General features: G+C 64.4%; 16 protein-coding genes and 1 pseudogene. 5 read left to right on the top strand and 12 right to left on the bottom strand.

Annotated features, from left to right (window positions below; translation table 11 throughout):
- Nucleotides 1-82 precede the first annotated feature (82 nt).
- The 4 genes from ABD791_RS00685 to ABD791_RS00670 all read right to left on the bottom strand — a co-directional run bounded on the left by ABD791_RS00685 (nt 83) and on the right by ABD791_RS00670 (nt 7,133).
- Nucleotides 83-850: an SDR family NAD(P)-dependent oxidoreductase gene (locus ABD791_RS00685; RefSeq protein ID WP_345061287.1), complete on the bottom strand. Its 768-nt coding sequence runs from the start codon at nt 848-850 to the stop codon at nt 83-85.
- Nucleotides 851-876: 26 nt separating this feature from the next.
- Nucleotides 877-3,162 carry a glycoside hydrolase family 3 N-terminal domain-containing protein gene (locus tag ABD791_RS00680; protein WP_345061286.1) on the bottom strand — a complete coding sequence of 762 codons (2,286 nt, stop codon included), beginning with the start codon at nt 3,160-3,162 and terminating at the stop codon, nt 877-879.
- A 23-nt stretch (nt 3,163-3,185) separates the two neighbouring features.
- Nucleotides 3,186-5,654: a glycoside hydrolase family 2 TIM barrel-domain containing protein gene (locus ABD791_RS00675; protein WP_345061284.1), complete on the bottom strand. Its 2,469-nt coding sequence runs from the start codon at nt 5,652-5,654 to the stop codon at nt 3,186-3,188.
- Between the two features lie 81 nt (nt 5,655-5,735).
- A complete protein-coding gene (locus tag ABD791_RS00670; protein ID WP_345061282.1) occupies nt 5,736-7,133 on the bottom strand; it encodes an MFS transporter in 1,398 nt (465 codons plus the stop codon).
- 106 nt (nt 7,134-7,239) lie between these two features.
- Here ABD791_RS00670 and ABD791_RS00665 point away from each other — a divergent pair, with 106 nt between their 5' ends.
- Nucleotides 7,240-8,217 carry a LacI family DNA-binding transcriptional regulator gene (locus tag ABD791_RS00665; RefSeq protein ID WP_345061280.1) on the top strand — a complete coding sequence of 326 codons (978 nt, stop codon included), beginning with the start codon at nt 7,240-7,242 and terminating at the stop codon, nt 8,215-8,217.
- 207 nt (nt 8,218-8,424) lie between these two features.
- Here ABD791_RS00665 and ABD791_RS00660 read toward each other — a convergent pair whose 3' ends face one another.
- Genes ABD791_RS00660 through ABD791_RS00645 form a run of 4 tightly spaced genes read right to left on the bottom strand, consistent with a single transcriptional unit; the run spans nt 8,425 to nt 12,056 of the window.
- The gene (locus tag ABD791_RS00660) at nt 8,425-9,438 is read right to left on the bottom strand and encodes a zinc-dependent alcohol dehydrogenase (protein WP_345061278.1); all 1,014 of its coding nucleotides are present in this window, start codon (nt 9,436-9,438) and stop codon (nt 8,425-8,427) included.
- Between the two features lie 5 nt (nt 9,439-9,443).
- Complete coding sequence (locus ABD791_RS00655; protein WP_345061276.1) at nt 9,444-10,304, bottom strand: fumarylacetoacetate hydrolase family protein; 861 nt, start codon at nt 10,302-10,304, stop codon at nt 9,444-9,446.
- 55 nt (nt 10,305-10,359) lie between these two features.
- The gene (locus ABD791_RS00650) at nt 10,360-11,256 is read right to left on the bottom strand and encodes an SMP-30/gluconolactonase/LRE family protein (protein ID WP_345061274.1); all 897 of its coding nucleotides are present in this window, start codon (nt 11,254-11,256) and stop codon (nt 10,360-10,362) included.
- Nucleotides 11,253-12,056 (bottom strand): IclR family transcriptional regulator, encoded by an 804-nt coding sequence (locus ABD791_RS00645; RefSeq protein ID WP_345061272.1) that lies wholly within the window; start codon nt 12,054-12,056, stop codon nt 11,253-11,255. The genes ABD791_RS00650 and ABD791_RS00645 overlap by 4 nt, the downstream gene beginning before the upstream one ends.
- Before the next feature lie 51 nt (nt 12,057-12,107).
- On the opposite strand from ABD791_RS00645, the gene ABD791_RS00640 reads away from it, so the two are divergent.
- Genes ABD791_RS00640 through ABD791_RS00630 form a run of 3 tightly spaced genes read left to right on the top strand, consistent with a single transcriptional unit; the run spans nt 12,108 to nt 17,354 of the window.
- Entirely contained in the window at nt 12,108-13,823 is a 1,716-nt protein-coding gene (locus tag ABD791_RS00640; RefSeq protein ID WP_345061270.1) for a dihydroxy-acid dehydratase, read from the top strand.
- A 13-nt stretch (nt 13,824-13,836) separates the two neighbouring features.
- Nucleotides 13,837-16,680: an FAD-binding and (Fe-S)-binding domain-containing protein gene (locus ABD791_RS00635; RefSeq protein WP_345064407.1), complete on the top strand. Its 2,844-nt coding sequence runs from the start codon at nt 13,837-13,839 to the stop codon at nt 16,678-16,680.
- A complete protein-coding gene (locus tag ABD791_RS00630) occupies nt 16,677-17,354 on the top strand; it encodes an SDR family NAD(P)-dependent oxidoreductase (RefSeq protein ID WP_345061268.1) in 678 nt (225 codons plus the stop codon). Before ABD791_RS00635 ends, ABD791_RS00630 begins: the two co-directional genes overlap by 4 nt.
- Nucleotides 17,355-17,449: 95 nt before the next feature.
- Here ABD791_RS00630 and ABD791_RS21220 read toward each other — a convergent pair whose 3' ends face one another.
- A complete protein-coding gene (locus tag ABD791_RS21220) occupies nt 17,450-17,743 on the bottom strand; it encodes a substrate-binding domain-containing protein (RefSeq protein WP_486326966.1) in 294 nt (97 codons plus the stop codon).
- Between the two features lie 368 nt (nt 17,744-18,111).
- Here ABD791_RS21220 and ABD791_RS00625 point away from each other — a divergent pair, with 368 nt between their 5' ends.
- Nucleotides 18,112-18,288 (top strand): hypothetical protein, encoded by a 177-nt coding sequence (locus tag ABD791_RS00625; protein ID WP_345061266.1) that lies wholly within the window; start codon nt 18,112-18,114, stop codon nt 18,286-18,288.
- A 39-nt stretch (nt 18,289-18,327) separates the two neighbouring features.
- Here the strand turns inward: ABD791_RS00625 and ABD791_RS21215 are convergent.
- From ABD791_RS21215 to ABD791_RS00615, 3 genes and pseudogenes are all read right to left on the bottom strand, one after another.
- Nucleotides 18,328-18,378 (bottom strand): annotated as a pseudogene (locus ABD791_RS21215) (hypothetical protein); the annotation flags it as partial.
- 328 nt (nt 18,379-18,706) lie between these two features.
- A complete protein-coding gene (locus ABD791_RS00620; RefSeq protein WP_345061264.1) occupies nt 18,707-18,829 on the bottom strand; it encodes a hypothetical protein in 123 nt (40 codons plus the stop codon).
- Nucleotides 18,826-21,342 carry an alpha-L-rhamnosidase gene (locus tag ABD791_RS00615; RefSeq protein ID WP_345061262.1) on the bottom strand — a complete coding sequence of 839 codons (2,517 nt, stop codon included), beginning with the start codon at nt 21,340-21,342 and terminating at the stop codon, nt 18,826-18,828. Before ABD791_RS00615 ends, ABD791_RS00620 begins: the two co-directional genes overlap by 4 nt.
- Nucleotides 21,343-21,400: the final 58 nt, after the last annotated feature.

Genomic DNA, 21,400 nt, shown 5'->3' with positions numbered 1-21,400 from the left:
CGGACGGGTCCGCGATGCGAGCTTGCCCATGTGGTCTTCGTTTGTTCGATGAGGGGTGGTCCATGGTCGCCGGACGAGCAGCTCAGTTGCGCATCGTGGTGCCGCCATCGACACAAAGGATCTGTCCGGTCGTCCATTCGGACAGGTCGGAAAGCAGGAATGCGACCGTCGCGCCGATGTCGTCGGGCTCTCCGAGGCGGGGCGCCGGCGTCGACTGGAGAATCAGGTCGCGGTAGCTCTCGGGGAGATTCTGTTGGGTCTGTTCGGTGAGCACCATCCCGGGCGCGATGCCGTTCGACCGAATCCGGTCCTTGCCGTAGCGACGGGCGACATGCCGCGTGAGTGCTCCGATCCCGGCCTTGGTGACGGAGTAGGCGACCTTATCGGCCATACCGGCATAGACGGCCCCGGACATGGTGTTCACCACGGATCCGCCGCCACCGGCAATCATGTGCGGCAGTGCGGCCTTGAGCGTCAAGAGGTAACCGGTGAGGTTCACGTCGAGGCTCCGCTGCCAAGCGGCGAGGTCGATATCGACGACGTCGGTGTCTTTCGCGACTTCGGAGGGAGCGATATTCGCGGCGACGTTGAAGAGGCCGTCGATGCGACCGAACCGGGTCAGTGCGAGGTCGATGAGCGATGTGACATCGGCCTGGTCGGATATGTCCAGTCGCGCGAAGGCGCCGTCTCCACCGGCCCCCCGGGCTGCGGCGGCGCATCGTTCGGCCGAGTCGGGATTGATGTCGCCAGCGACGACAGTCGCGCCGCCGGCGCCAAGGTGGCGGGCCGTGCTATCTGCGAGGCCACCGGCTCCGGCGAAGACGATGACTTTTCCTTCGAGTCCGTTCATTGCTTTTCCTGTCTGTTCTGCTGTGGTTAGCGGTTGCGGGCCGGGGTGACAGTGAGAGTGGTGTCGAGCGTGGTCGCTGACGAGGGGCCGACACCGAGCTCGATGGTGGTGGGGTCCTGCACCCACTCGCGGTCGGCGGCGCTCCAGTAGCGGAGCTGATCGGGGCCGAGGGTGAAGGTGACGGCACGGGTCTCATGAGCTTCCAGCCGTACCCGGTGAAATCCCTTCAACTCGCGGACGGGGCGTGCCGCGCGTCCGTGGCGCTGGTGGATGTAGAGCTGGGCGACCTCGTCTTGTGGCTTGCTTGAGGTGTTGGTGACATCCACTTTCACAGAGACGGTACCGCCCACCTCGATCGTGTCGGAGTCAAGCTGCACCGCGCCGTAGGTGATCGTCGCGTAGTTGAGGCCATGACCGAACGGATATAGGGCGGAGGATTCCTCGTCCCAGTAGCGCTTTTCTTGGTTCTCAGGCTGAAAGGTGCGCAAGTAGGAGGAGATCATCGGCACCTGGCCGACGTGACGTGGCCAGGTGAAGGGAAGTCGGCCGGCAGGGGACGCGTCGCCAAAGAGCAGCGCCGCCGCAGCATCCCCTCCTCGGGTTCCCGGGTACCAGATCTCGAGGATCGAGGCGATATGCTCGTCCGCCCAGCGCAGGTCGAGGGGCCGTCCAGACATGACGAGCAGGACTACTGGGGTTCCTGTTTCGGCAATCCGCTGGAGCTGCTCGAGCTGGCGGCCGGGTAATGACAAGGTCGAGGTTGAGGCGTTCTCGCCAATCTGGCTCTGCTGCTGTCCGACGACGACCACGGCCACGTCCGACTGGGCGGCGAGGGCGACCGCCTCCTCGATCGCGTTATCGTCGTCGTAGTCCTCCGGGGTGTTGACGACATCGGCGTCCTGACCGTCGAACATCGAGGGAAAGACACGCGACGGGATCCCGGCCCCGGCCGCGAAGCGCACCGCAGCGCTGTCTGCGACGCGGGATCGGATGCCCTCGACAACAGTGACCGTCTCCTCGGTGTCGTGGGCGAACACCCAGGGCCCGAGGGTCTCCCGCTTGCTGTCGGCGAGCTGGCCGATCACGGCGATCGAGTTCAGCGAGTCGAGGTCCAGCGGCAGCAGCCCGTCGTTCTTCAGGAGCACAGCAGACTTCTCTGCCATCACCCTGGCCTGATCGCGGTGCTCCGAGGCGGCGAGCACGATGTGTTCGTCATCCTCGTCCGCGTAGGGATTCTCGAAGAGACCGAGGTCGAATTTGACCACGAGGATGCGAGCGACGGCCTCATCGAGGATGCTCTCATCGACGAGGCCGTCGCGGACGGCCTGCGGCAACGAGGCGAACGCGGGGTCGATCGTGCACATCTCCATGTCCAGGCCAGCGGTTATCGCCCGCGTCGCGGCGTCAGCCGCATCTTTGGCGAAGTGCTGGGTGGTGAGCGAGCGCACGGCATTGGCGTCGGAGACGACGAACCCGGTGAAGCCGAGCTCGTCGCGGAGCACGTCGCGCAGCAACCATCGGTTACCGCTGGCCGGAACACCGTTTAGTTCCATGTAGGCACTCATGATGTTCACCGCGCCGGCCTCGATCGCTGCGGCAAACGGGGGTAGGTACACGTTGCGAAGCTCCGAATCGGAGACCTCCACGTCGTCGTAATCGCGGCCACCACGCGCCGCGCCATAGGCCGCGAAGTGCTTGGGGCCTGCGAGGATGCTCTCCGGCCCGAACGAGCCTTGGAATCCGCGAACCTGTGCTGCGGCGAGGGCTGCTCCGAGGTACGGGTCCTCTCCCGCTCCCTCGATGATCCGTCCCCATCGAGCGTCGCGCGCGATGTCGACCATGGGGGCGAAGGTCCAGTGAATGCCGCTCGCGCGCGCTTCGCGCGCCGCGGTTCGTTGTGACGCCTCGACCGCATCGGGATCCCAAGAGGCAGCTTGGGCGATGGGCACCGGGAATATGGTCCGGTGCCCGTGCACAACGTCGAATCCGAAGATCAGCGGGATGCCGAGACGGGTCTTTTCTATTGCGGAGCGCTGGAGCAAATTCGCGGTCGTCGCGTCGCGGACGAAGAGCACCGATCCAGTCGAGCCCTGCGCGACCGCTTCCCGCACCATCTGCGGTTGCCGCACATACAGCTGGTGCTCGGGAGGCAAGGACTCAATGTCGAGATCCGCCGGCGCCTCACCGAAGGAGCCGAAGTAGAAGTACTGGGTCAGTTGGCCCGCTTTTTCCTCGAGCGTCATCCTGCTGAGGAGGTCTGCCACCCTCACGCTCGTCGATGTGGTCGGGTCTTGGTAGGGATGCTGTGCCATGCTGTTTGCTCTTCTCGTAGCGATCACAATGTCGGGAGCTGGTCGCTCAGGTTTTCGGGTGCTGGAGCCACCTCGATGAGGAGTTCTGCCGGCTCCAGGCCATCTGCTCTTACCCGTACCTCGATCTGTCCCGGTCCGGTAGGGCGGATGATTGCCAAAAGGCGTCCGTCGAAGGACGTATGGTGGCCGACGGAGTAGCTCTCTGCGTTGTCGGGCCGCCCGCTGCCGAACGCCTGAAGCACCCCAGATCCCTCTATCTCGACGCTCACGGCGCGATCGGCTTGTGAGGCGAGCGCTCCGTGCTCATCGTGCAACTCAATCGCGATGAAGGCGAGGTCGTGGTGGTCGTCGTTCAGGAGCGTGCGATCGGCCGTCGCTGAGATTCGGGCGGCCGGACCAGCGGTGCGGAGCACTGTCCGGGCGACCTCCTGACCATCGGTGATTGCTCTGGCGATGATCTCTCCGGGCTCATAGGCGATGTTCCAGCGGGCGATGAAGTCGTGGGCATACCCGGTCAGACGCGTGCCCTTCGACTTCCCGTTGACCAAGAGCTCCACCTCGTCGGCGTCGCTGTACACCTCGACATCGATGGGGCTTTCGGCTGGGCTGTCCCAAGTCCAGCTCGCCAGAGAATCACTCCAAGACCACAGGCCCGGCATCACGGTTCGACCATGGTTATCGGGGCGGAGCACCGCGATGTACGGCGTGTGGCGCAGCCCGAACACGGTTTCCCGATAGTACGACATGGACCGCCTGACGCCCGTGATGTCGATATCTCCGGTCCATGAGGTGATCCACGGGTAGGGAGCTTCGAAGACCTGCGGATCGTCGGCGTATCGGACCCGGCCGACGCCCACTTCGCCCAGATAGTCCCAGCCTGTCCAGGTGAAGTCTCCGATCAGGTGGCTGTTCTCCAACACCAGCCGCCAGTATTCGGCGATCTTCGTCGGGAAGGTTTCAGAGCCCACGATGACACGGTTGGGGAAGAGATCCCGATCCAGCACGTAGCGGCCGTCACCGTAGTTGAGCCCGGCTACGTCGAGAATCGAGAACGATTCTGCGGTCCTCTCGGTGACCAACGGGGACGCGCTGACCTGATTCATGAAATCGGCGGCCGATGTCATCGCGTCGTTTACGCCGCCGGCTGCTCCCTGGTCGCCGCCGGCCGCGCCCATCATTTCAACAACATCCCGGAGCACCGAGACGAAGCCATTCACGCCGTTCGTGACGAGGCGGGTGTCGTCCAGGGATCGAACCTTTTCGGCGAGGCGCCGGCCCCACTCGGAGCCCAGGGGGTCCCCAGTCTCGAGGATCTCATTGCCGATGGAATAGAAGATGACGCTCGCGTGATTGAAGTCCCGCTGCACCATCGCCTCAACGTCACGCTCCCACCACTCCGCGAAGTTCAGAGAATAGTCGAATGAGGACTTCCCCTCGAGCCACATGTCGAAGGTCTCGTCCATGACTAGCATGCCGAGCCGGTCGCAGGCATCCAGCATTGCCTCACTGAGGGGATTGTGAGAGCTCCGGATCGCATTAAAGCCGGCCGCGCGCAGCAGCTCGATCCGGCGTTCCTCGGCCCGCGAAATCGTGGCAGCCCCCAAGAGACCGTTGTCGTGGTGGACGCAGGCCCCTCGCAGCTTGATCGTCTCGCCGTTGATGCGCAGGCCCCGCACCGGGTCAACGTCGATCCGCCGGATCCCGAACGGAGTGGAGACGGCATCGGCGATTCGCCCGTCGATCTCAAGTGTGGTGCGGATCTTGTACAGCGTGGGACTGTCAACGCTCCAGAGTCGCGGTTGGTCCACGAGGAGACGCTGACGGACCGCCGCGGAGCCACCGGGCCGGAGGGTCACGGGAGAGCGATCTAGATTGATGACCCTATCGGTGTCGTCCAACAGTTCCGTAGTTAAGGTCGCCGTCACTCTATGACGGCGCCCGTTCTCGACTTGCGTCGCGACAACCGTGACCGCGTGGCCCGGTTCGATCGTGGGGGTGGTGACCCGGATTCCGTGGTCGGCGACGTGCACCGGATCGGTCACGATCAGAGTGGTGTTGCGGTAAATCCCTGCTCCGGTGTACCAGCGCGAGTCGTCGTGCGATCGCGCGTCGACTCGGATGGTGTTGGGCTGCCCATAGAGAAGATAAGGATCCAGCTCGACCACGAAAGCGCTGTACCCATTGGGGCGCTGCGCGGCAAAGACGCCGTTCACGAAGACCATGGCGTCGCGGTAGACACCGTCGAACTCGACCGCCATCCGCAACTCGGTGTTGCCCGCGGGAACATCGAAGGTCTTCTCGTACTCGAAGACGCCGCCCGGGAAGTATGCGTTACGGCCACCGGTGGGGGCGTCAGCCACGCGAGCGGCGCGAATAAGCGCATCGTGAGGGAGGGTGATGGCCGTGGCATCTTGATGCTGGCCCTGCAGCTGGGCGTATGGGCTGACTTTGGGACGGACGGTCCAGTTGGCGTTGAACGATATTCGAGTCACAGGCGCTCCGAGTGTGAGTGTGAGTGTGAGTGTGAGTGTGAGTGTGAGTGTGAGGGGATGGGCGTGCGGCGAGCCTGGCGGCTATCCCATGACCTGAATGCTGTGGGTTTCGAGATCGGCTCGACGCCCGGCTGTGATTGGGATGATGAAGAGGGCTCCGCATACTGCGATAACTGCGCCGACGATGTAGACGACGGTGTAGTTCCCCGACCCGAGGGCGAGGGCAAATCCGGCGGCGAACGGACCGATCGCCTGCGGCAGCGTGCTACCGATGCCGATGATGGCTAGGAAGCGGCCGTTCTCGTCAGTGTCGCGTGGAAGGACGTCCAAGGCCAGAGCCTGATCTACTGCCCCGTACACACCGATCGATAGCGACAGAACGACAGCACCCACGATGTACTGCACCAAGGTCGCGGAGGTCCCGGTGATGACCATGCTCACGCCGATTGCCACGGCGCTGAAGACCAGGAATGGTTTGCGCGTTTTTAGTTTGTCTGACAGGTAACCGGAGCCGATGGCTCCGAGAATCCCGGCGCCGACGCCCATGAGTCCGGCGAGTGCGACCACGCCGCCGACCTCGGCCGTGGTGAGGCCTAGCCGCGAGCTGAGGAGGTAGACGCCGTAAAGACCGGCCATCGAGATCGCGAGGAACACGCATGCTTTGCTGATCCACACCCAGGCGAGATTCGGGTACCGGCGCGGATTGAAGTAAAAGCCCTCAAAGACTTTCGACAGTCGCAGCGCCGGACGAGGGGTGGTGACCTGCGGGTCGCGCATGATCACAACAAAGAAGAGCCCGCCGACAAAGGCAATTGTTGCGGGTAGCAGGAACAGTGCGATCGGGCTGGAGGCCATCGACCCGGCTACGGCGACACCGAGGATTGGGGCGATCTGCGTGGTCGCGCCGAGAATGCCCATGACTCGGCCGCGCTGCACCGCCGGCAAGTTGTCACCCAAGTGAGTATTGATCATTGATGCGGCGATGCCGTACCCGGTGTAGGCGATGCACCAGCCGACGATGAGGCCGGCTACATCACCGGTAAGCGCGATCACGGCTGAGCCAACGAGCCCCAAGAAACTGCCGAGTAGAAGCCATGGGCGACGACGGCCGAAACGCGAACGTGTCCGATCGCTGAAAATCCCAACAAGCGGGGTGCCGATAACGACAAACAACCCAGGAAGGCCGACCGCGAGAGCGAGAATTGAGTCGCGGTTGTCTGGGGCAATCTGATCCACTCGGATCGCTAGCGAGAATGCAATGGGAACTATCCACGCGATATACAACGTCAGTTGGGCGATGTAAATCACCCAAAGGTAGCGAGCCCGCAGCTTCGGCAGGGCACTATCGGCAGTTTCGCTCATCGCGTCATTGATGCGCTCCGCTCCGACCCCGATCGTTCCTGCCTGATTGAGCGGCAGCTCGTAGGCCTGAGGGTCGGAGAGCGGCGACGGTGAGTCGTCTGAATATTTCGGTGCCATAGATCAGAACTCCATTGTTTTGAACGGGTGTTGTTACGTGACAATACACGCCGCCATCGTCATTGTCACGTAACAATATGTGGTTGTAGGATCAAAGTCCGGTTACATGGTGCAGGAGGACGCGGTGGTCACCACGAGTCGCGATGTCGCTCGCAGCGCAGGGGTCTCCCGGTCGACGGTGAGCGAGGTCCTCAACGGGAGGGGTCATAAATTCTCACCCGCTACTCGCGAGAAGGTCGAGCAGGCCGCGCGAGATCTGGGTTACCAGCCGTCGGCCGCGGCGAGGAGTCTAGTCCGCGGCACCAGCGATCTTGTGATCGCCTTCCTGCCCAACACGACATTCGGCGGCAATCTTCAAAACATCTTCGAGCAGGCGACCGACGAGCTGGCGCAGCACGGGCTTATCCTTGTGCTGCGGTTCTCCACCCCTTCAGCAGATTCGTTCGACCGGATCATCTCGACGTTGAATCCTCGCGCGGTACTGTCTTACATGCCGTTCACAGCGCAGGAGCGACAGATCATGCAAGCTCGGGGAGTGGAGGGCTTCGACCCGACGACCTCAGCTGATCAGGGAAGTGTTGACTACAACATCGGGCGAATGCAGGCGCGATATCTCTACGATAAAGGCCACCGCCGCCTGGCCTTCGCTCACCTTATTGACAGCCGACAGGAGCTTTTCGCCGACAGCCGGGAGGAGGGCGTCCGCGACGAGTGCCGCGACCGGGGCCTCCCGGAACCAGTTTCACTCAGACTGGGCATCGATCGCATCGAAGCTCTCGCGGCGCTTGACTCCCTAGGCGACTTGCCCGTCGCCATAGCGTGCTACAACGACGATGTCGCCGCATCAATAGTGTCGGCCGCCATCATTCGCGGACGCCAAATTCCGGACAACGTCGCTGTGGTAGGAATGGACAATACCCCACTGTCGCGGGTCATGGTTCCGCGCCTGAGTACTATTGACTACCCCGTCGCCGACGCCGCCCACGGCACAGTCGCCGGGATTATCGCAGGCATCACCGGTGATCCCGTGAATTCTCCGGATCAGCTCATCCAGTTTCGCGTGCTCGATCGCGAGACGGCCTGATGACCGTGTCGCTCGGCTGAAAACGAGGCAAGTGCCGCCGACCTTTGCGGAGGTCTGGGCGAGGCTGGCGAGGGTGGGCCAGCCTCGTCACCGCTCCAGCCCAAACGGCGTCCGCGGCCGTCCTCCCGCGGGCAAGAGGGACCCTCAGCGGGCTGGCGCGCACCTCACACTGATCGCCCGCTGGAGCAGCCCGTCACTCCACTCCACTTAGATTCGCGGATCGACGTGCATCTTGGGACCGGCGCCCGCGCCGTCCGGGCGCCAACCGGCTAGGACGTCACCGACCTGCTCCAGGCCGACGGTGGCAGCAACGACGGATCGCGGATCGACCTCCCCGGACGCATACTTCTCGATGGTGCCGGCAAGGCCGGGCGAGGCGCTGAGAATACCGACGGCCGTCACGTCTTTCAGCGCGAGGGTGCGGGTGTCGATGAGGCTCGGGCTACCCGCCAGTCCGACGTATACGACGCGCTTTGCGGGTTCGACCAGATCCAGCGCCTTTCCAGGCAGTGAAGGTGCGTTCGAGGCGTCGATGACGGCATCCCATGAAAGCTCGGGCAGATCTTCCTCCGTCCAGACGCCATCGAATCCCAGCGTTCTCGCATACTCAAGCGAGCGTGGGGACCGGCCCATGAGATGCACCTCCGCTCCAGCCGAGCGAGCAAACATCGCGACGAGCAACCCAATGGTGCCCGGCCCCAGCACCAGGGCCCGGTCGCCTGCGCGGAGCTTGGCGCCCCACGTCGAGCGCAAAGCGTTTCCTCCGGGCTCCACCAAGGCGCCCAGGGTGTCGTCCACGGAGTCCGGCAGTGCGTGTAGCGCTGTGACCGGCATCGCCAGCTGCTCCGCGAGGGCGCCGGCGAATCCGTTGCGAACCCCGACCTCGAAGCGGAACTCGCACACGTGCTGGTTGCCCTGCGTGCACCGCCGGCAGGTACCGCAGCCGAGCATCGTGTCGCCGGTCACTCTTCGTCCGAGCCAGGCCGGGTCGACTCCATCCCCAACGGCGGCGACGACCCCCATCCACTCGTGTCCGAGCCGAATGGGGTACTCGGCGTGCCCCTCGTGCAAGTACTGCATTTCGCCCGTGTAGAACTCGACATCCGTGCCGCACACGCCAACCCGGTGCACGTCGATCACGACACTGCCGGCACCGGCGGTGGGCGGTGCGACATCCTGAACCTCGAACTGACGGGGCCCGGTGAGTACGAACGCTCGCATGGCCGTTATCGTGCTTCGAGCACGGTCTGGCGCTGCGCGCCGAGGCCATCGATGCCGAGTTCCATGACGTCGCCGGCTTGCAGCCAAATTGGCGGCGTGAATCCCATGCCGACGCCGGGGGGCGTACCCGTGTTGATGAGGTCGCCCGGCTCGAGCACCATGAACTGGCTGAGGTAGTGGACGATGAAGTAGGGGTCAAAGATCATGGTCGAGGTTGAGCCGGTCTGGCGACGGATGCCGTTGACATCCAGCCACATGCCGAGCGCACGCACATCATCAATTTCGTCGGGCGTCACCAGCCAGGGGCCGGCCGGGTTGAACGTCTCGGCCGACTTCCCCTTGGACCACTGGCCACCACGTTCGAGCTGGAAGGCGCGCTCGCTGACGTCGTTGACGACGACGAATCCGGCAATGGCGTCCCGCGCGTCATCGACGGAATCCAGGTAGCTCGTTCGGCGACCGATCACGATTCCGAGCTCCACCTCCCAGTCGGGCTTGGTGGCCCCGCGCGGCAGCCGCACGTCGTCGTTCGGGCCGATGAGGGTGTTCGGCGATTTGGTGAAGAGGATGGGCTCATCCGGCACGGCCTGGCCCGTTTCGGCGGCATGATCGCTGTAGTTCAATCCGATGCAGAGAATCTGGTGCGGTCGCGCGATCGGAGCGCCAACACGTTCGCCGGCGAAGCGAGAGATTGCCCCGTCCGCCACGCGCCTGGCGACAGTCGCTGCCAGCTCGGCGAGTGACTCGGAGGCAAAGAAGGCTTCGTTGAAGTCTGCGACCACATCGGAGAGGTCGACGTAGCGCTCGTCATCGAGGCGTGCGACGGGCTTCTCGGATCCAACGGGTCCGATGCGCATGAGGTACATAGTTCTTCTTTCTGGAGATCGTGGTTCTGGAGATCGTGGGATTGTGAGTTCAGGGTCAGAGATGCACGAGCGCCGAGGCAGCCCAGGGCGTCGTCGGGGTGCCGGTCGTCTGAACGTCGGCGAGGAAGAGTCGACCGGCATCCGGGTACACCAGCCGCTCGGCGGCACTCAGATCACGCGCTGCCGTGGTGATGAGAAGCCGATCCAGCCCGTCGCCGACGAATGCAACGCTGGAGACATGCGGGGCCGCAACACGCACGGTGTCCGAGGGAATCCCGGCTGGGCTGAAGGATCGTACTTCGCCGGCCCCCCAGATGGCGACCCAGAGGTATCCGCGGGCGTCGACGCAGATGCCGTCGGGGAAACCGTCTTGGATGTGGAGATGTTGACGCCGCGCGCCGACCGCGCCGGTCTCGACGTCGTAGTCCCGTGCCCAGATGATCCCGGGTATCGTGTCGGTGCTGTACAGCACCGTTCCCCCGGGTGACCACGCGATTCCATTCGAGAGTGTCAGGTCAGAGTCCAATGCCACCAGGGAGCCATCGTCTTCCAGGCGGTAGAGGAATTCCTCGCCCTCTCGCTCATCGAGTGCGAGGGTTCCAACCACGAAGCGCCCCGCGGGATCGCACGCGCCGTCGTTCGCTCTGCTGAGAACCCCAGTGGCAATGAGGGCAGGGCCGTCGAAGCGGTCGCCATCGCTCGAGACGACGACGAGTCGATCGTGTGCAGCGACCAGGAGGCTGCCGTCATCGGCCGGCACTGCGGCCCCCACACGCCCATCGAAGTCGAGTTGGCGCGTCAGTTCAACGGTTCCGTCAGCGATGCGACCTTCGAAGACGGATCCTTCCTCCACATCGACCCACAGAACGCTGGACGTTGCCGGATTCCAAACCGGCCCCTCGGCGAGCACATGGCTCGTGTGCGAAGCCGGTGTGGCCCTGAACTCAGTCATGAAAGCTCCTCGCCGAAAGCACCGTTCACGATGGCCCTGATCGCGGGCAGATCCTCAATCAGTCGGACCAACGGAGTGCGGTAGGCAAGCGCGCTCACACTGATCGCCCCACTTGGCTCACTCGGAGACGATAGGTAGAGCGGGACCGCGAGGCAATTGACGCCCGGTTCGTTCTCCTGATCATCGACGCTGTAGCCGTGTGCGCGCACTTGCTTGAGCTGCTGATGGAGTTCAGCCGCGTCGCCCGCGGTGCGAGGCGTGGGCTTTTCGAGCACCCGATCGCCGACCCACTCCTCCACGGATGCGAGGTCGGGCAGCCTGAGCGCGAGAAGCATCTTCCCAACGCCGGTGGCATGCGCTGGATTTCGACCGCCGACCGTTGATGTGAGTCGCATCGCGCCGACGGCGGGATCGACCTTGGCCCGGTAGACGACGTCTGAGCCGTCCAGTACCGCGTAGTGGGCCGTCTCGCCGAAGCGCGCTGCGAGCCGGTCGAGAATGGGCTGAACGCGGATGTGGTCGGGTCGCTGCTCGTGGTTGGCGAACGCCATCCGCAGAAACTCGTCACCGAGAAGATAGCGGCCTCGGCCGTCCTTTCCGGCCAATCCCGCCCGGCACAGGGATGCCAGCGCACGGTGCACAGTCGGCTTCGGGCTGCTTACGGCGCGTGCGACCTCGTCGAGACTCACGCCCTCGGGATATTTTGCGAGCTCGACGAGAACTGCGAGCACTCGGTCGGAGCCGACGAGGCGCTCGTCGGTGGGGTGTTCCGATTCGCCAGCGGAGGGGTTAGTATTCATGATGTTCCACATGTTATACATAAGTTTCATCAAACGGAAGAGGATGATGCAGTGACTGAGCACCGTAGCTCCGAGTGGTACGCCGGTACCGACCGCAACGCCTACATTCACCGTGCGTGGATGCGGCGCGGGCTGCCCGAGAACGCCTTCGACGGTCGCCCACACATCGCAATCGCGAACTCGGCTTCCGATCTCACCCCGTGCAACTCCCATCTCGACGAAGTGATGGAGTCCGTGAAGGCCGGCATCTACGAGGCCGGCGGCATCCCCCTGAACCTCCCCGTCGTGTCGCTTGGCGAGACTCAGGTGCGCCCGACAGCAATGCTCTGGCGCAATATGGCCGCGATGGCCACTGAGGAGATGCTGCGTGCGAACCCGATTGACGGCGTTGTGCTGCTCGGCGGCTGCGACAAGACCATCCCGGCCCTGCTGATGGCCGCGGCATCCGTGGACCTGCCCGCAATCGTCGTGCCGGGCGGACCAATGAAGATCGGTACCTTCCAGGGCGCGGCCCTCGGCTGTGGCACCGACGTCTGGCGGCTCAGCGAGGAGGTGCGGGGAGGCACCCTCAGCGAGCAAGAGTTCTTGAAGAGCGAATCGTCGATGATCAGCAGCAAGGGTCATTGCAACACCATGGGCACCGCATCGACGATGGCACTGGTCGCCGAGGCCCTCGGCACGATCATCCCCGGGCTGGCCGGAACCTCAGCCGTCGACAGCCGCCTACTCGAGAACTCGCACGAGACCGGGCGCCTCATCGTCGACCTCGTCACAGCCGGGCGCCGCCCGAGCAGCTTCCTGACGAAGGGATCCTTCCAGAACGCGATCGTCACCCTCGCCGCAATCGGCGGCTCCACGAACGCCGTCGTGCACCTGCTCGCGATCGCGGGCCGGCTCGGCATCGACCTCACGCTCGACGACTTCGACTCCATCGGATCGGGTGTGCCGCTGCTGGTCAACCTACAGCCCGCGGGCCGCTACCTGATGGACGACTTCCAGCGCGCCGGCGGCCTACTCTCGGTGCTGCGGGAGGTCAAGGATCTTCTCGATCCCACCGCCCTTACCGTTACCGGCAAGCCGCTGGTCGACTACCTCGACACGGCCCGCATTTGGGACAAGGAAGTCATCTCCGTGCGCGAGAGCCCCCTGATCCCGGATGCCGGCATCGCTGTGCTCCGCGGAAACCTCGCCCCCGGCGGCGCAATCATCAAGCCGGCCGCCGCCTCCCCTCATCTGCTGCAGCACCGCGGCAAGGCCGTCGTGTTCGACTCGATCGAAGATATGCACGCCCGCATGGACGACCCCGATCTCGACGTCGACGCCGACTCGGTGCTCGTGCTGCGCGGCTGCGGCCCCAAGGGCTACCCGGGCATGCCGGAAGTCTCCAACATGCCACTCCCCAAGAAGCTGCTGGAGCAGGGAGTGCGCGACATGGTGCGCATCTGTGACGGCCGCATGAGCGGGACTGCCTACGGCACCGTCGTGCTGCACGTCACGCCCGAGGCCGCAGCGGGCGGACCGCTGGCAATCGTCGAAACTGGAGACTGGATCATCCTCGACGTGCCGGGGCGCCGCCTCACCCTCGACCTCAGCCAGGAGGAGCTCAACCAGCGCACCCCCAACAAGGCAACCGTCGATGGATTCGCGAAACCGAAGCGCGGCTGGGAGCGCCTCTACGTCGATCACGTCATGCAGGCAGACACAGGCGCTGACCTCGACTTCCTGCTGGGCTCCAGTGGCGACAAGGTCTCCCGTGAGTCGCACTAGCGTGAGCTTGGGCATGCCGCCGCGGCTGCCGCACGTCGAGCCCGCACTGCTCAGCGCCCTCGAGGCGGCCGTTCCCACCGGTGTGCACTCGCGGCCGTCCGACCGGCTCGGGCATGCCCACGACGCGTCGCACTACCTTCTCACTCCGCAGGCTGTCGTGACCCCGGACGGCACTGAGCAGATCGCAGCGCTGCTGCGCGCCAGCGCCGCCCAAGGCGTGCCATTGACCTTCCGGTCCGGCGGAACGAGCCTCAGCGGTCAGGCGTCATCCGCCGGGGTCCTCGTCGACACCCGGCGCAATTTCCGCGACATCGACGTGCTCGACGGCGGTCTGCGTGTACGAGTACAGCCCGGCGCCACGGTGCGTGCAGTCAATGCGCGCCTCTCCCCCTACAAACGCAAGCTCGGACCCGATCCGGCCAGCGAGGGCGCGTGCACGATCGGCGGCGTCGTCGCGAACAATTCCAGCGGCATGGCCTGCGGCACGGAGTTCAACAGCTACCGCACGCTCGAGTCCGCCATTCTCGTCTTGCCGAGCGGCACCGTCATCGATACGAAGGACGCGGATGCCGACGAGCGGCTGCGCGCGTTCGAACCGGCCCTTCATACAGGCTTGTTGCGGCTGCGCGACCGGGTACGCGCGAACCCCGCATCCCTCGCGACAATCGAGAAGCTCTACTCCATCAAGAACACCATGGGCTACGGACTCAACTCCTTCGTCGACCACGACACCGCCATCCAGATCTTGCTGCATCTCGTCATCGGCAGCGAGGGCACCCTCGCCTTCGTCGCCGAGGCGACATTCCGGACCCTCCCTGCCCTCTCGCACCTGGCGACCGGGTTCCTGATCTTCGACAGCCTCGACCACGCGACCGGCGCCCTCCCCGAACTCGTGGCATCCGGCTTCTCCACAATCGAACTGCTCGACGCCACCTCGTTGCGGGTCGCGCAACGCGACCCACAGGCCATCGGCAGTCTGCTCGATCTGCCCGTTGACGGGCACGCCGCACTTCTCGTCGAACACCAGACCGACTCGAAAGAGCTCCTCGCCGACCGCGTCGAGGGCTCCCGCGCCCTGCTCGAACGCCTCCCCCTTGTGTCCGGCGCGGCACTCAGCCCCGACCCCAAGACCCGCGCCGCGCTGTGGCATATCCGGAAGGGCCTCTACGCGACCGTCGCCGGCAATCGCCCGTCAGGCACCACCGCACTGCTCGAAGACATCGCCGTCCCCGTGCCAGCACTGCTCGACACCTGCACCCAACTGGTGGAGCTGTTCGACAAGCACGACTACGAGGACAGCGTCATCTTCGGCCACGCCAAAGACGGCAACATCCACTTCATGCTCAACGAGCGGTTCCGTGACACATCGTCCCTCGACCGCTACATTGCCTTCACAGACGACATGGTCGACCTCGTTCTCGCCCACGACGGCACCTTGAAGGCAGAGCACGGAACCGGCCGCGTCATGGCGCCGTTCGTGCGCCGCCAGTACGGCGACGAACTGTTCGGCATCATGCAGGAGACCAAGCGACTCATCGACCCCTCCGGCCTGCTGAATCCGGGGGTACTGCTCAACGAAGACCCTGCCTCACACATCTCCAATTTGAAGGTCACCCCAACCGTCGAGAAAGAGGTCGACCGCTGCGTCGAGTGTGGTTACTGCGAACCCGTCTGCCCCAGCAAGGACCTCACCCTCACGCCCCGCCTGCGCATCGTCCTCCGCCGCGAGATGGCAGACGCGGAGGCTGCTGGCGACACCGAGCTGCTGACGAGCCTGCAGAAGGACTATCAGTACGACGGAGTCGACACCTGCGCCGTCGACGGAATGTGCGCCACAGCCTGCCCGGTACTCATTGACACCGGCGATCTCGTGCGACGACTACGCAAGGAACAGCGTAACCCCGTCGAACAGGCTGGCTGGAAAGTTGCGGCCCAGCACTGGGGTGCGACAGCCCGTGCGGGTGGCATCGCCCTCAGCGCAGTCAAGAAGCTTCCCGCCCCCCTCGTTACGGGCGCAGCCGCATTCACACGCAAGATCGTCGGCGCCGACACCGTGCCGCTGTGGGAGAAGGACCTACCCGCTGGCGGAGTCCCCCGTCTGCCCCGCCACGACGACGCACCCGAGGTGGTCTACTTCGCGGCCTGCATCGGAACAATGTTCGGGCCGGCCGTCGGCGCACCGGGCGTGACCCGCGCGTTCCTTGATCTGTGCGACCGCACCGACGTGAAGCTGACAATCCCCGATGGCATAGCGAGCATGTGCTGCGGCACCCCCTGGAAGTCCAAGGGGCTCACCGACGGCTACGAAGAGATGCGCGAACGCGTACTTCCCGCTCTCTGGGAAGCATCCGATCACGGTCGCATCCCCGTGGTCTGCGACGCGGCGTCCTGCACCGAAGGCGTCGAACGCCTCATTGGATCCAGCGACGGGCGCTTCCCGGGCCTCCGCATCATCGACGCCGTCGAATTCATCGACGAGCGCGTGCTCGGCTCACTGAGCGTCACGGCACCCGTGGGTTCGCTCGCTCTGCATCCGACCTGCTCATCGACCCACCTGGGCACAAACGATGCCCTGTCGCGCATTGCCGAGACGATCGCCGCGGAGGTTGTCATCCCCGACGGCTGGGGATGCTGCGCCTTCGCCGGCGACCGCGGCATGCTGCATCCCGAGCTGACCGCCTCCGCCACCGCAATGGAAGCCGCCGCCGTCAACACGCGGGACTTCGACGCTTATGCCTCGACTAACCGCACGTGTGAGCTCGGACTCACCCGAGCGACCGGACACGAATACGAACATCTCCTCGAGACCCTCGAACGAGCGACCCGGCCCACCGAACAGAAGAAGGCGACATCATGACCAGGACTGCAGTGATCACCGGAGGAATGAGCGGCCTCGGCGCCGCAACGGCAACCCGCCTCGCCGACGAGGGCGTGAAGGTGATCCGATTCGACCTCGCCCCAGGCGCAGACGTCGTCGTCGACGTCTCCGACTCCGCAGCGGTCAACGCCGCCGCGGCAGAGCTCGGCTCGATCGACATCCTCATCAACTGCGCCGGGATCGTCGGCCCGAACAAACCACTCTGGGAGGTCAGCGACGCAGAATGGCAGAAGGTCTTCGCTGTGAACGTCACCGGCACCTTCAATCTGTGTCGCGCCTTCGTGCCAGGAATGCAGGAACTGGGGTGGGGCCGCATCGTCAACTTCGCGAGCATGGCCGGCAAAGACGGAAACCCGAACCTCTCCGCGTACTCCGCGTCAAAGGCCGCGGTCATCGCCATGACAAAATCGCTCGGCAAGGAACTGGCGACGAGCGGAGTTCTCGTCAACGCCATCGTCCCCGCCGTCATCGAGACGCCGATGAACGATGACACGTCCCCTGAGGTGCTGGCGCACATCACGAGCCTCATCCCCATGAAACGCGTGGGCCGGGCCGAAGAGGTCGCGGAACTGGCCGCCTGGCTCGCCTCCGACAAGGTGAGCTTCTCCACCGGCGCCGCCTACGACATCAGTGGCGGCCGCGCCACCTACTGACCCGTGCGCAGTGCGGAGTGCGCGGTGAGCGGGGATGAAGAGTGGAAACGCTTCGCATCCGAGTACGGGGTGCCGCACGCGCTAATGCTGCTGCGTCAGGACGATTCTCGAACCACGAGCTTCGCCCGTTGCACCTGCGGCGAAATTTGCGGCGTTGGCGATTTGCGAGCCGCGCTGAGCGCAACGGCCGCGAAGTACTTTCCGAGCCCCGAAATGTCTACACGCACGGTTGACAAGGACGGCACGAGGAGTTGCGCGAGCGGAGTATCGTCGTGCCCGACGATCGCAAGGGTGTCGGGCACGGAAACGCCCAATCGAATTGTAGCGCCGAGCACAAGAGCGGCGACTTCGTCGTTAAAGGCGGCCACCGCTGTGACACCCCGCGACACCCACTCCCCACTGACGCAGTCGCATTCTCGCGATCGACGATAGTTTCGGTGATCTGCGCGCCGAGGGACTCTGCAGTCGCCGACGCAAGTTGGAATCGTTCCGAAGTCATCTGACGCATGCTCTTGATCGCTGTGGATGCAAACACGAGTTTCCGGTGACCACGATCGACGAGGTGACCGACCTGAACGACCGGCCCTCGGATGAAATCCGACTCAAAGCGCTCTGATGGGCGTGCGAGGTCGTTCGGCGAGGTGACGCGCGCGCAGCTTGCAATGATTGCAGCCCGCTGTACATCGGTGAGGGAATCGAGAGAGATCACGACATCCGGCTGAAGCGCTTCCCACAACGGACGAGAATTGCGGTGGGCATGAGGGTCTATCGTGAAGAGCGTGTAGCCGGCGTCATCCAACGCAATCGACAGCTCGTCAAGGAGTTGACTCAGATTGTGCTCGACCGGGTATTCCGGCAGCAAGACAAGAACCACACGGCTTTCCCCGCTACGAAGCGCGCGCGCGTGCAGATGGGGCTTATAGCCCAGACGTAAGGCCTCGGCTTGGACGCGCTCCCGTGTTGCAGGGGAGATCGTCTGACCCGGAGTCTCGTTCAGAACAAACCCGACCGTCGCACGTGACACACCTGCGGCACGGGCGATGTCACTCAACGTTGGGTCACTGTGGCATACGCAGGCTCAATCACTCGTCGTAGCCGCCGGGTAGCCATCATGCTGCTGGCTGGCTTCCCCCGAGGTCGCAGTAGTGGCTGGCGACAAGTCAACTTTCGAGTTCGAGATCCATTTCGGACAGACTGTCTCAGGCATCACGGCGCGGAGTCGCCTCGACTTCACGGTGCGCCCTTTCCTGTGCGCTGCTCGCTGCGCCACAGCTCACGTTTGGAGCGCGGTTGCAGGATTCTTCGTCCAGGGAGCCTACGACGTGCGTACGGATACGGCGACCCCACTTTGCCTAGGTGCGGAATGTGAGGTCGGAGGCGGCATCCAATGGAATCATTGCGTTCTTGTTTGTGCGCAGATTCGAAAGGTCTTGATATTGAGCGATCGCGCGTGCCTGCTTGCTAAGTGCGGTCACGGAGAGTCTCCTGCTTCATTGGTGCATGAGGCAGTGGGTGGGATAGTGAGTGCACGCTCGAAGTCGGCTGCGAGTTCTTCGGATGCGCCGGGGATGTATTGCAGGAGCGTGGCCAATGTCAGCCCCGCCGTCTCGTCGGGGTGGGCGTCGAAACGGTGGCCGGGGAAGTAGGTCTCGAATACGTCGTTCAGCGCAGCCCAGACTGTGGGATGTTCAGCGAGTTCGGTCATGGTGGAATTCATTGTCAGCGGACCGGACTCGACCTGAACGGTCGGGATCTGGTAGCTCCAGTGGTGGTGCCCCGCTTTGACCTCGTGAACAGCGGATTCGGGGTGCTCGGGAAGTTCGACCGTGGCCCCTGCGCCGTCGGGGACATCGATATCGAGCGTAAGGGTGCCTCCATCGATGCTCCAGGCGACCCGGAAGGTGCCGAGCACGGTGGTGTGCGTGAGCTTGGCAGAGGTGAGTCCACCGCCCGGCTGGGGAGCGATGCGGGCTCGTCGGTAGCCGGGTTCAATCGGGCTGAGACCGCCGACGACTCGGTGCATCCAGTCCGCTATAGCGCCGAGCGCGTAGTGGTTGAGCGACGTCATGCCACTGTCATTGAAGGTGCCGTCGGGGAGGACGGAGTCCCATCGTTCCCAGATCGTGGTCGCACCCATGGTGACCGGGTAGAGGAAGGACGGGGCGCTCTTTTCGGTGAGAAGGCGGTAGGCCGTGTCGAGATTGCCGGTGCTGCTGAGTGCGTGCGCGACGAGCGGTGTGCCCGCGAAACCCGTGGAGATGCGGTAGCCGGCTTTTCGCACGAGCTCGGCGAGGCGATCTCCGGCGGCTCCCCGCTGGTCGGCGCTGAGGATGTCGAACGCGATGGCGAGGGCGACGGCGGTCGTGGCCTCGTCGACGATCCGGCCGTTCGGTGTCACCCATTCGTTGCAGAACGCGTTCCGGACTCGGTCGGCGAGAGCGGCATACCGCTGGGCGTCGTTTTCCTCGCCGAGAAGCTCCGCAGTCTGAGCCATCTGTCTCGTGGTACGGCAGAAGTATGCGGAGGCAACGAGGTACTTGTCGGTTTTCGCCGCGAAAGGGTTGTCCACGGGCGCGTCCGGGTCAAGCCAATCGCCCCACTGGAAGCCTGAGTCCCATAGGCCGTCCTCGTTGAGCAACAGCGTCACCTGGTCCACGAATGCAGTCATCGACGTGTAGCTGCGCCGCAGAATGTTGATGTCGCCGTACTCCTGGAAGAGCGTCCACGGGAGGTTGACGGCCACGTCACCCCACAGGGCGGTGGGGTGGGACGCGCCGGCGAGGATGTCCGGCACGGTCCAGGGAACCTCGCCCTTCTCCTGCTGCTCGGCGGCGAGGTCATGCAACCAGGCGCCGAGCACGCCGCGCACGTCGTAGAGGAACGATGCGGTGGGTGCGAACGCGTTGATATCTCCAGTCCAGCCGAGGCGCTCGTCGCGTTGCGGGCAGTCGGTGGGAATGCCGACGAAGTTGCCGCGCATCGACCAGACGACGTTCGAGTGCAGCTGATTCAGCAGCGGATCCGAGGTCTCGAACCAGCCGGTGCGTTCCATGTCGCTGTGCACGACGACCGCACGGATGCTCTCGGGGGTGAGGGTGCCGGGCCAGCCCTCGACCTCGACGAAGCGGAAACCGTGGAAGGTGAACCGCGGCTCCCATGACTCGGGCCCATTCCCGCGGAGGATATAACGGTCGGTGGCGGCCGCGGTTCGATTCGACTGAGGCTCGAGCTCACCCTGGGGGGTGAGGATCTCGGCGTGCCGTAGGGTCACGGTGTCGCCGGCGTGTCCGTTGACATCGATGCGGACCCATCCGGAGATGTTCTGACCGAAGTCAACGACGGTGCACCCAGACGGTGTCGTGAGGATCCGCGCAGGGGAAAGTTCCTCGATCCGTCGAATCGGCGATGCCGTGGCCGGCTCGAGGGTGCCGAGGTCCCATTCGACGACATGGGCAGGGTCCCACTGGCTGTCATCGAAGTGGTGGAGCTTCCAGCCTTCTGGTTCGCGGCGGGCATCGTACGTTTCGCCGTCGTAGATGCCGTTGGCCTGCACGCCGCCGGTGCTGATCCGGAAGCTGTCGCCGGAGCCGATGGTGACGGTCTCGTCGGGATACTCGAGGGTGAGCTCGAGATATACGGCGGGGCGGTCGCTGTAGTGCGCTCGCGCACCGTCCATGCCGAGCCGTCCGACGGCCCAGCCGTCGCCGATGACCGCAGCCACGGCGTTCGGGCCTTCCTCGAGCATCTCCGTCACGTCGTAGGTGCTCACCGCGATTCGGTGCCGGTAGGAGGTCCAACCGGGTGCGAGCACCTCGTCTCCGACCCTGACCCCGTTGATGAAGGGTTCCACGATGCCTAGAGCGGTCACCTTCAGGGTGGCTCGTGTGATCGTCGCGGCGACGTCGAACTCACGTCGGGTATACAGGGCAGGGGCATCGGGGGCTGCGGGCGATGGTGGGCCGATGAAAAGGGCGGCTGGGGAAGGCATGAAGGGGTTCCTCTCGAAGACGAGCTCGGGCGCCGATGGGGAAATGGGTGGGGTCGAG

Source organism: Glaciibacter kafniensis (assembly GCF_039538945.1).
GTDB lineage: Bacteria > Actinomycetota > Actinomycetes > Actinomycetales > Microbacteriaceae > Cryobacterium > Cryobacterium kafniensis.
This window is presented reverse-complemented; position numbering and strand designations above follow the sequence as displayed.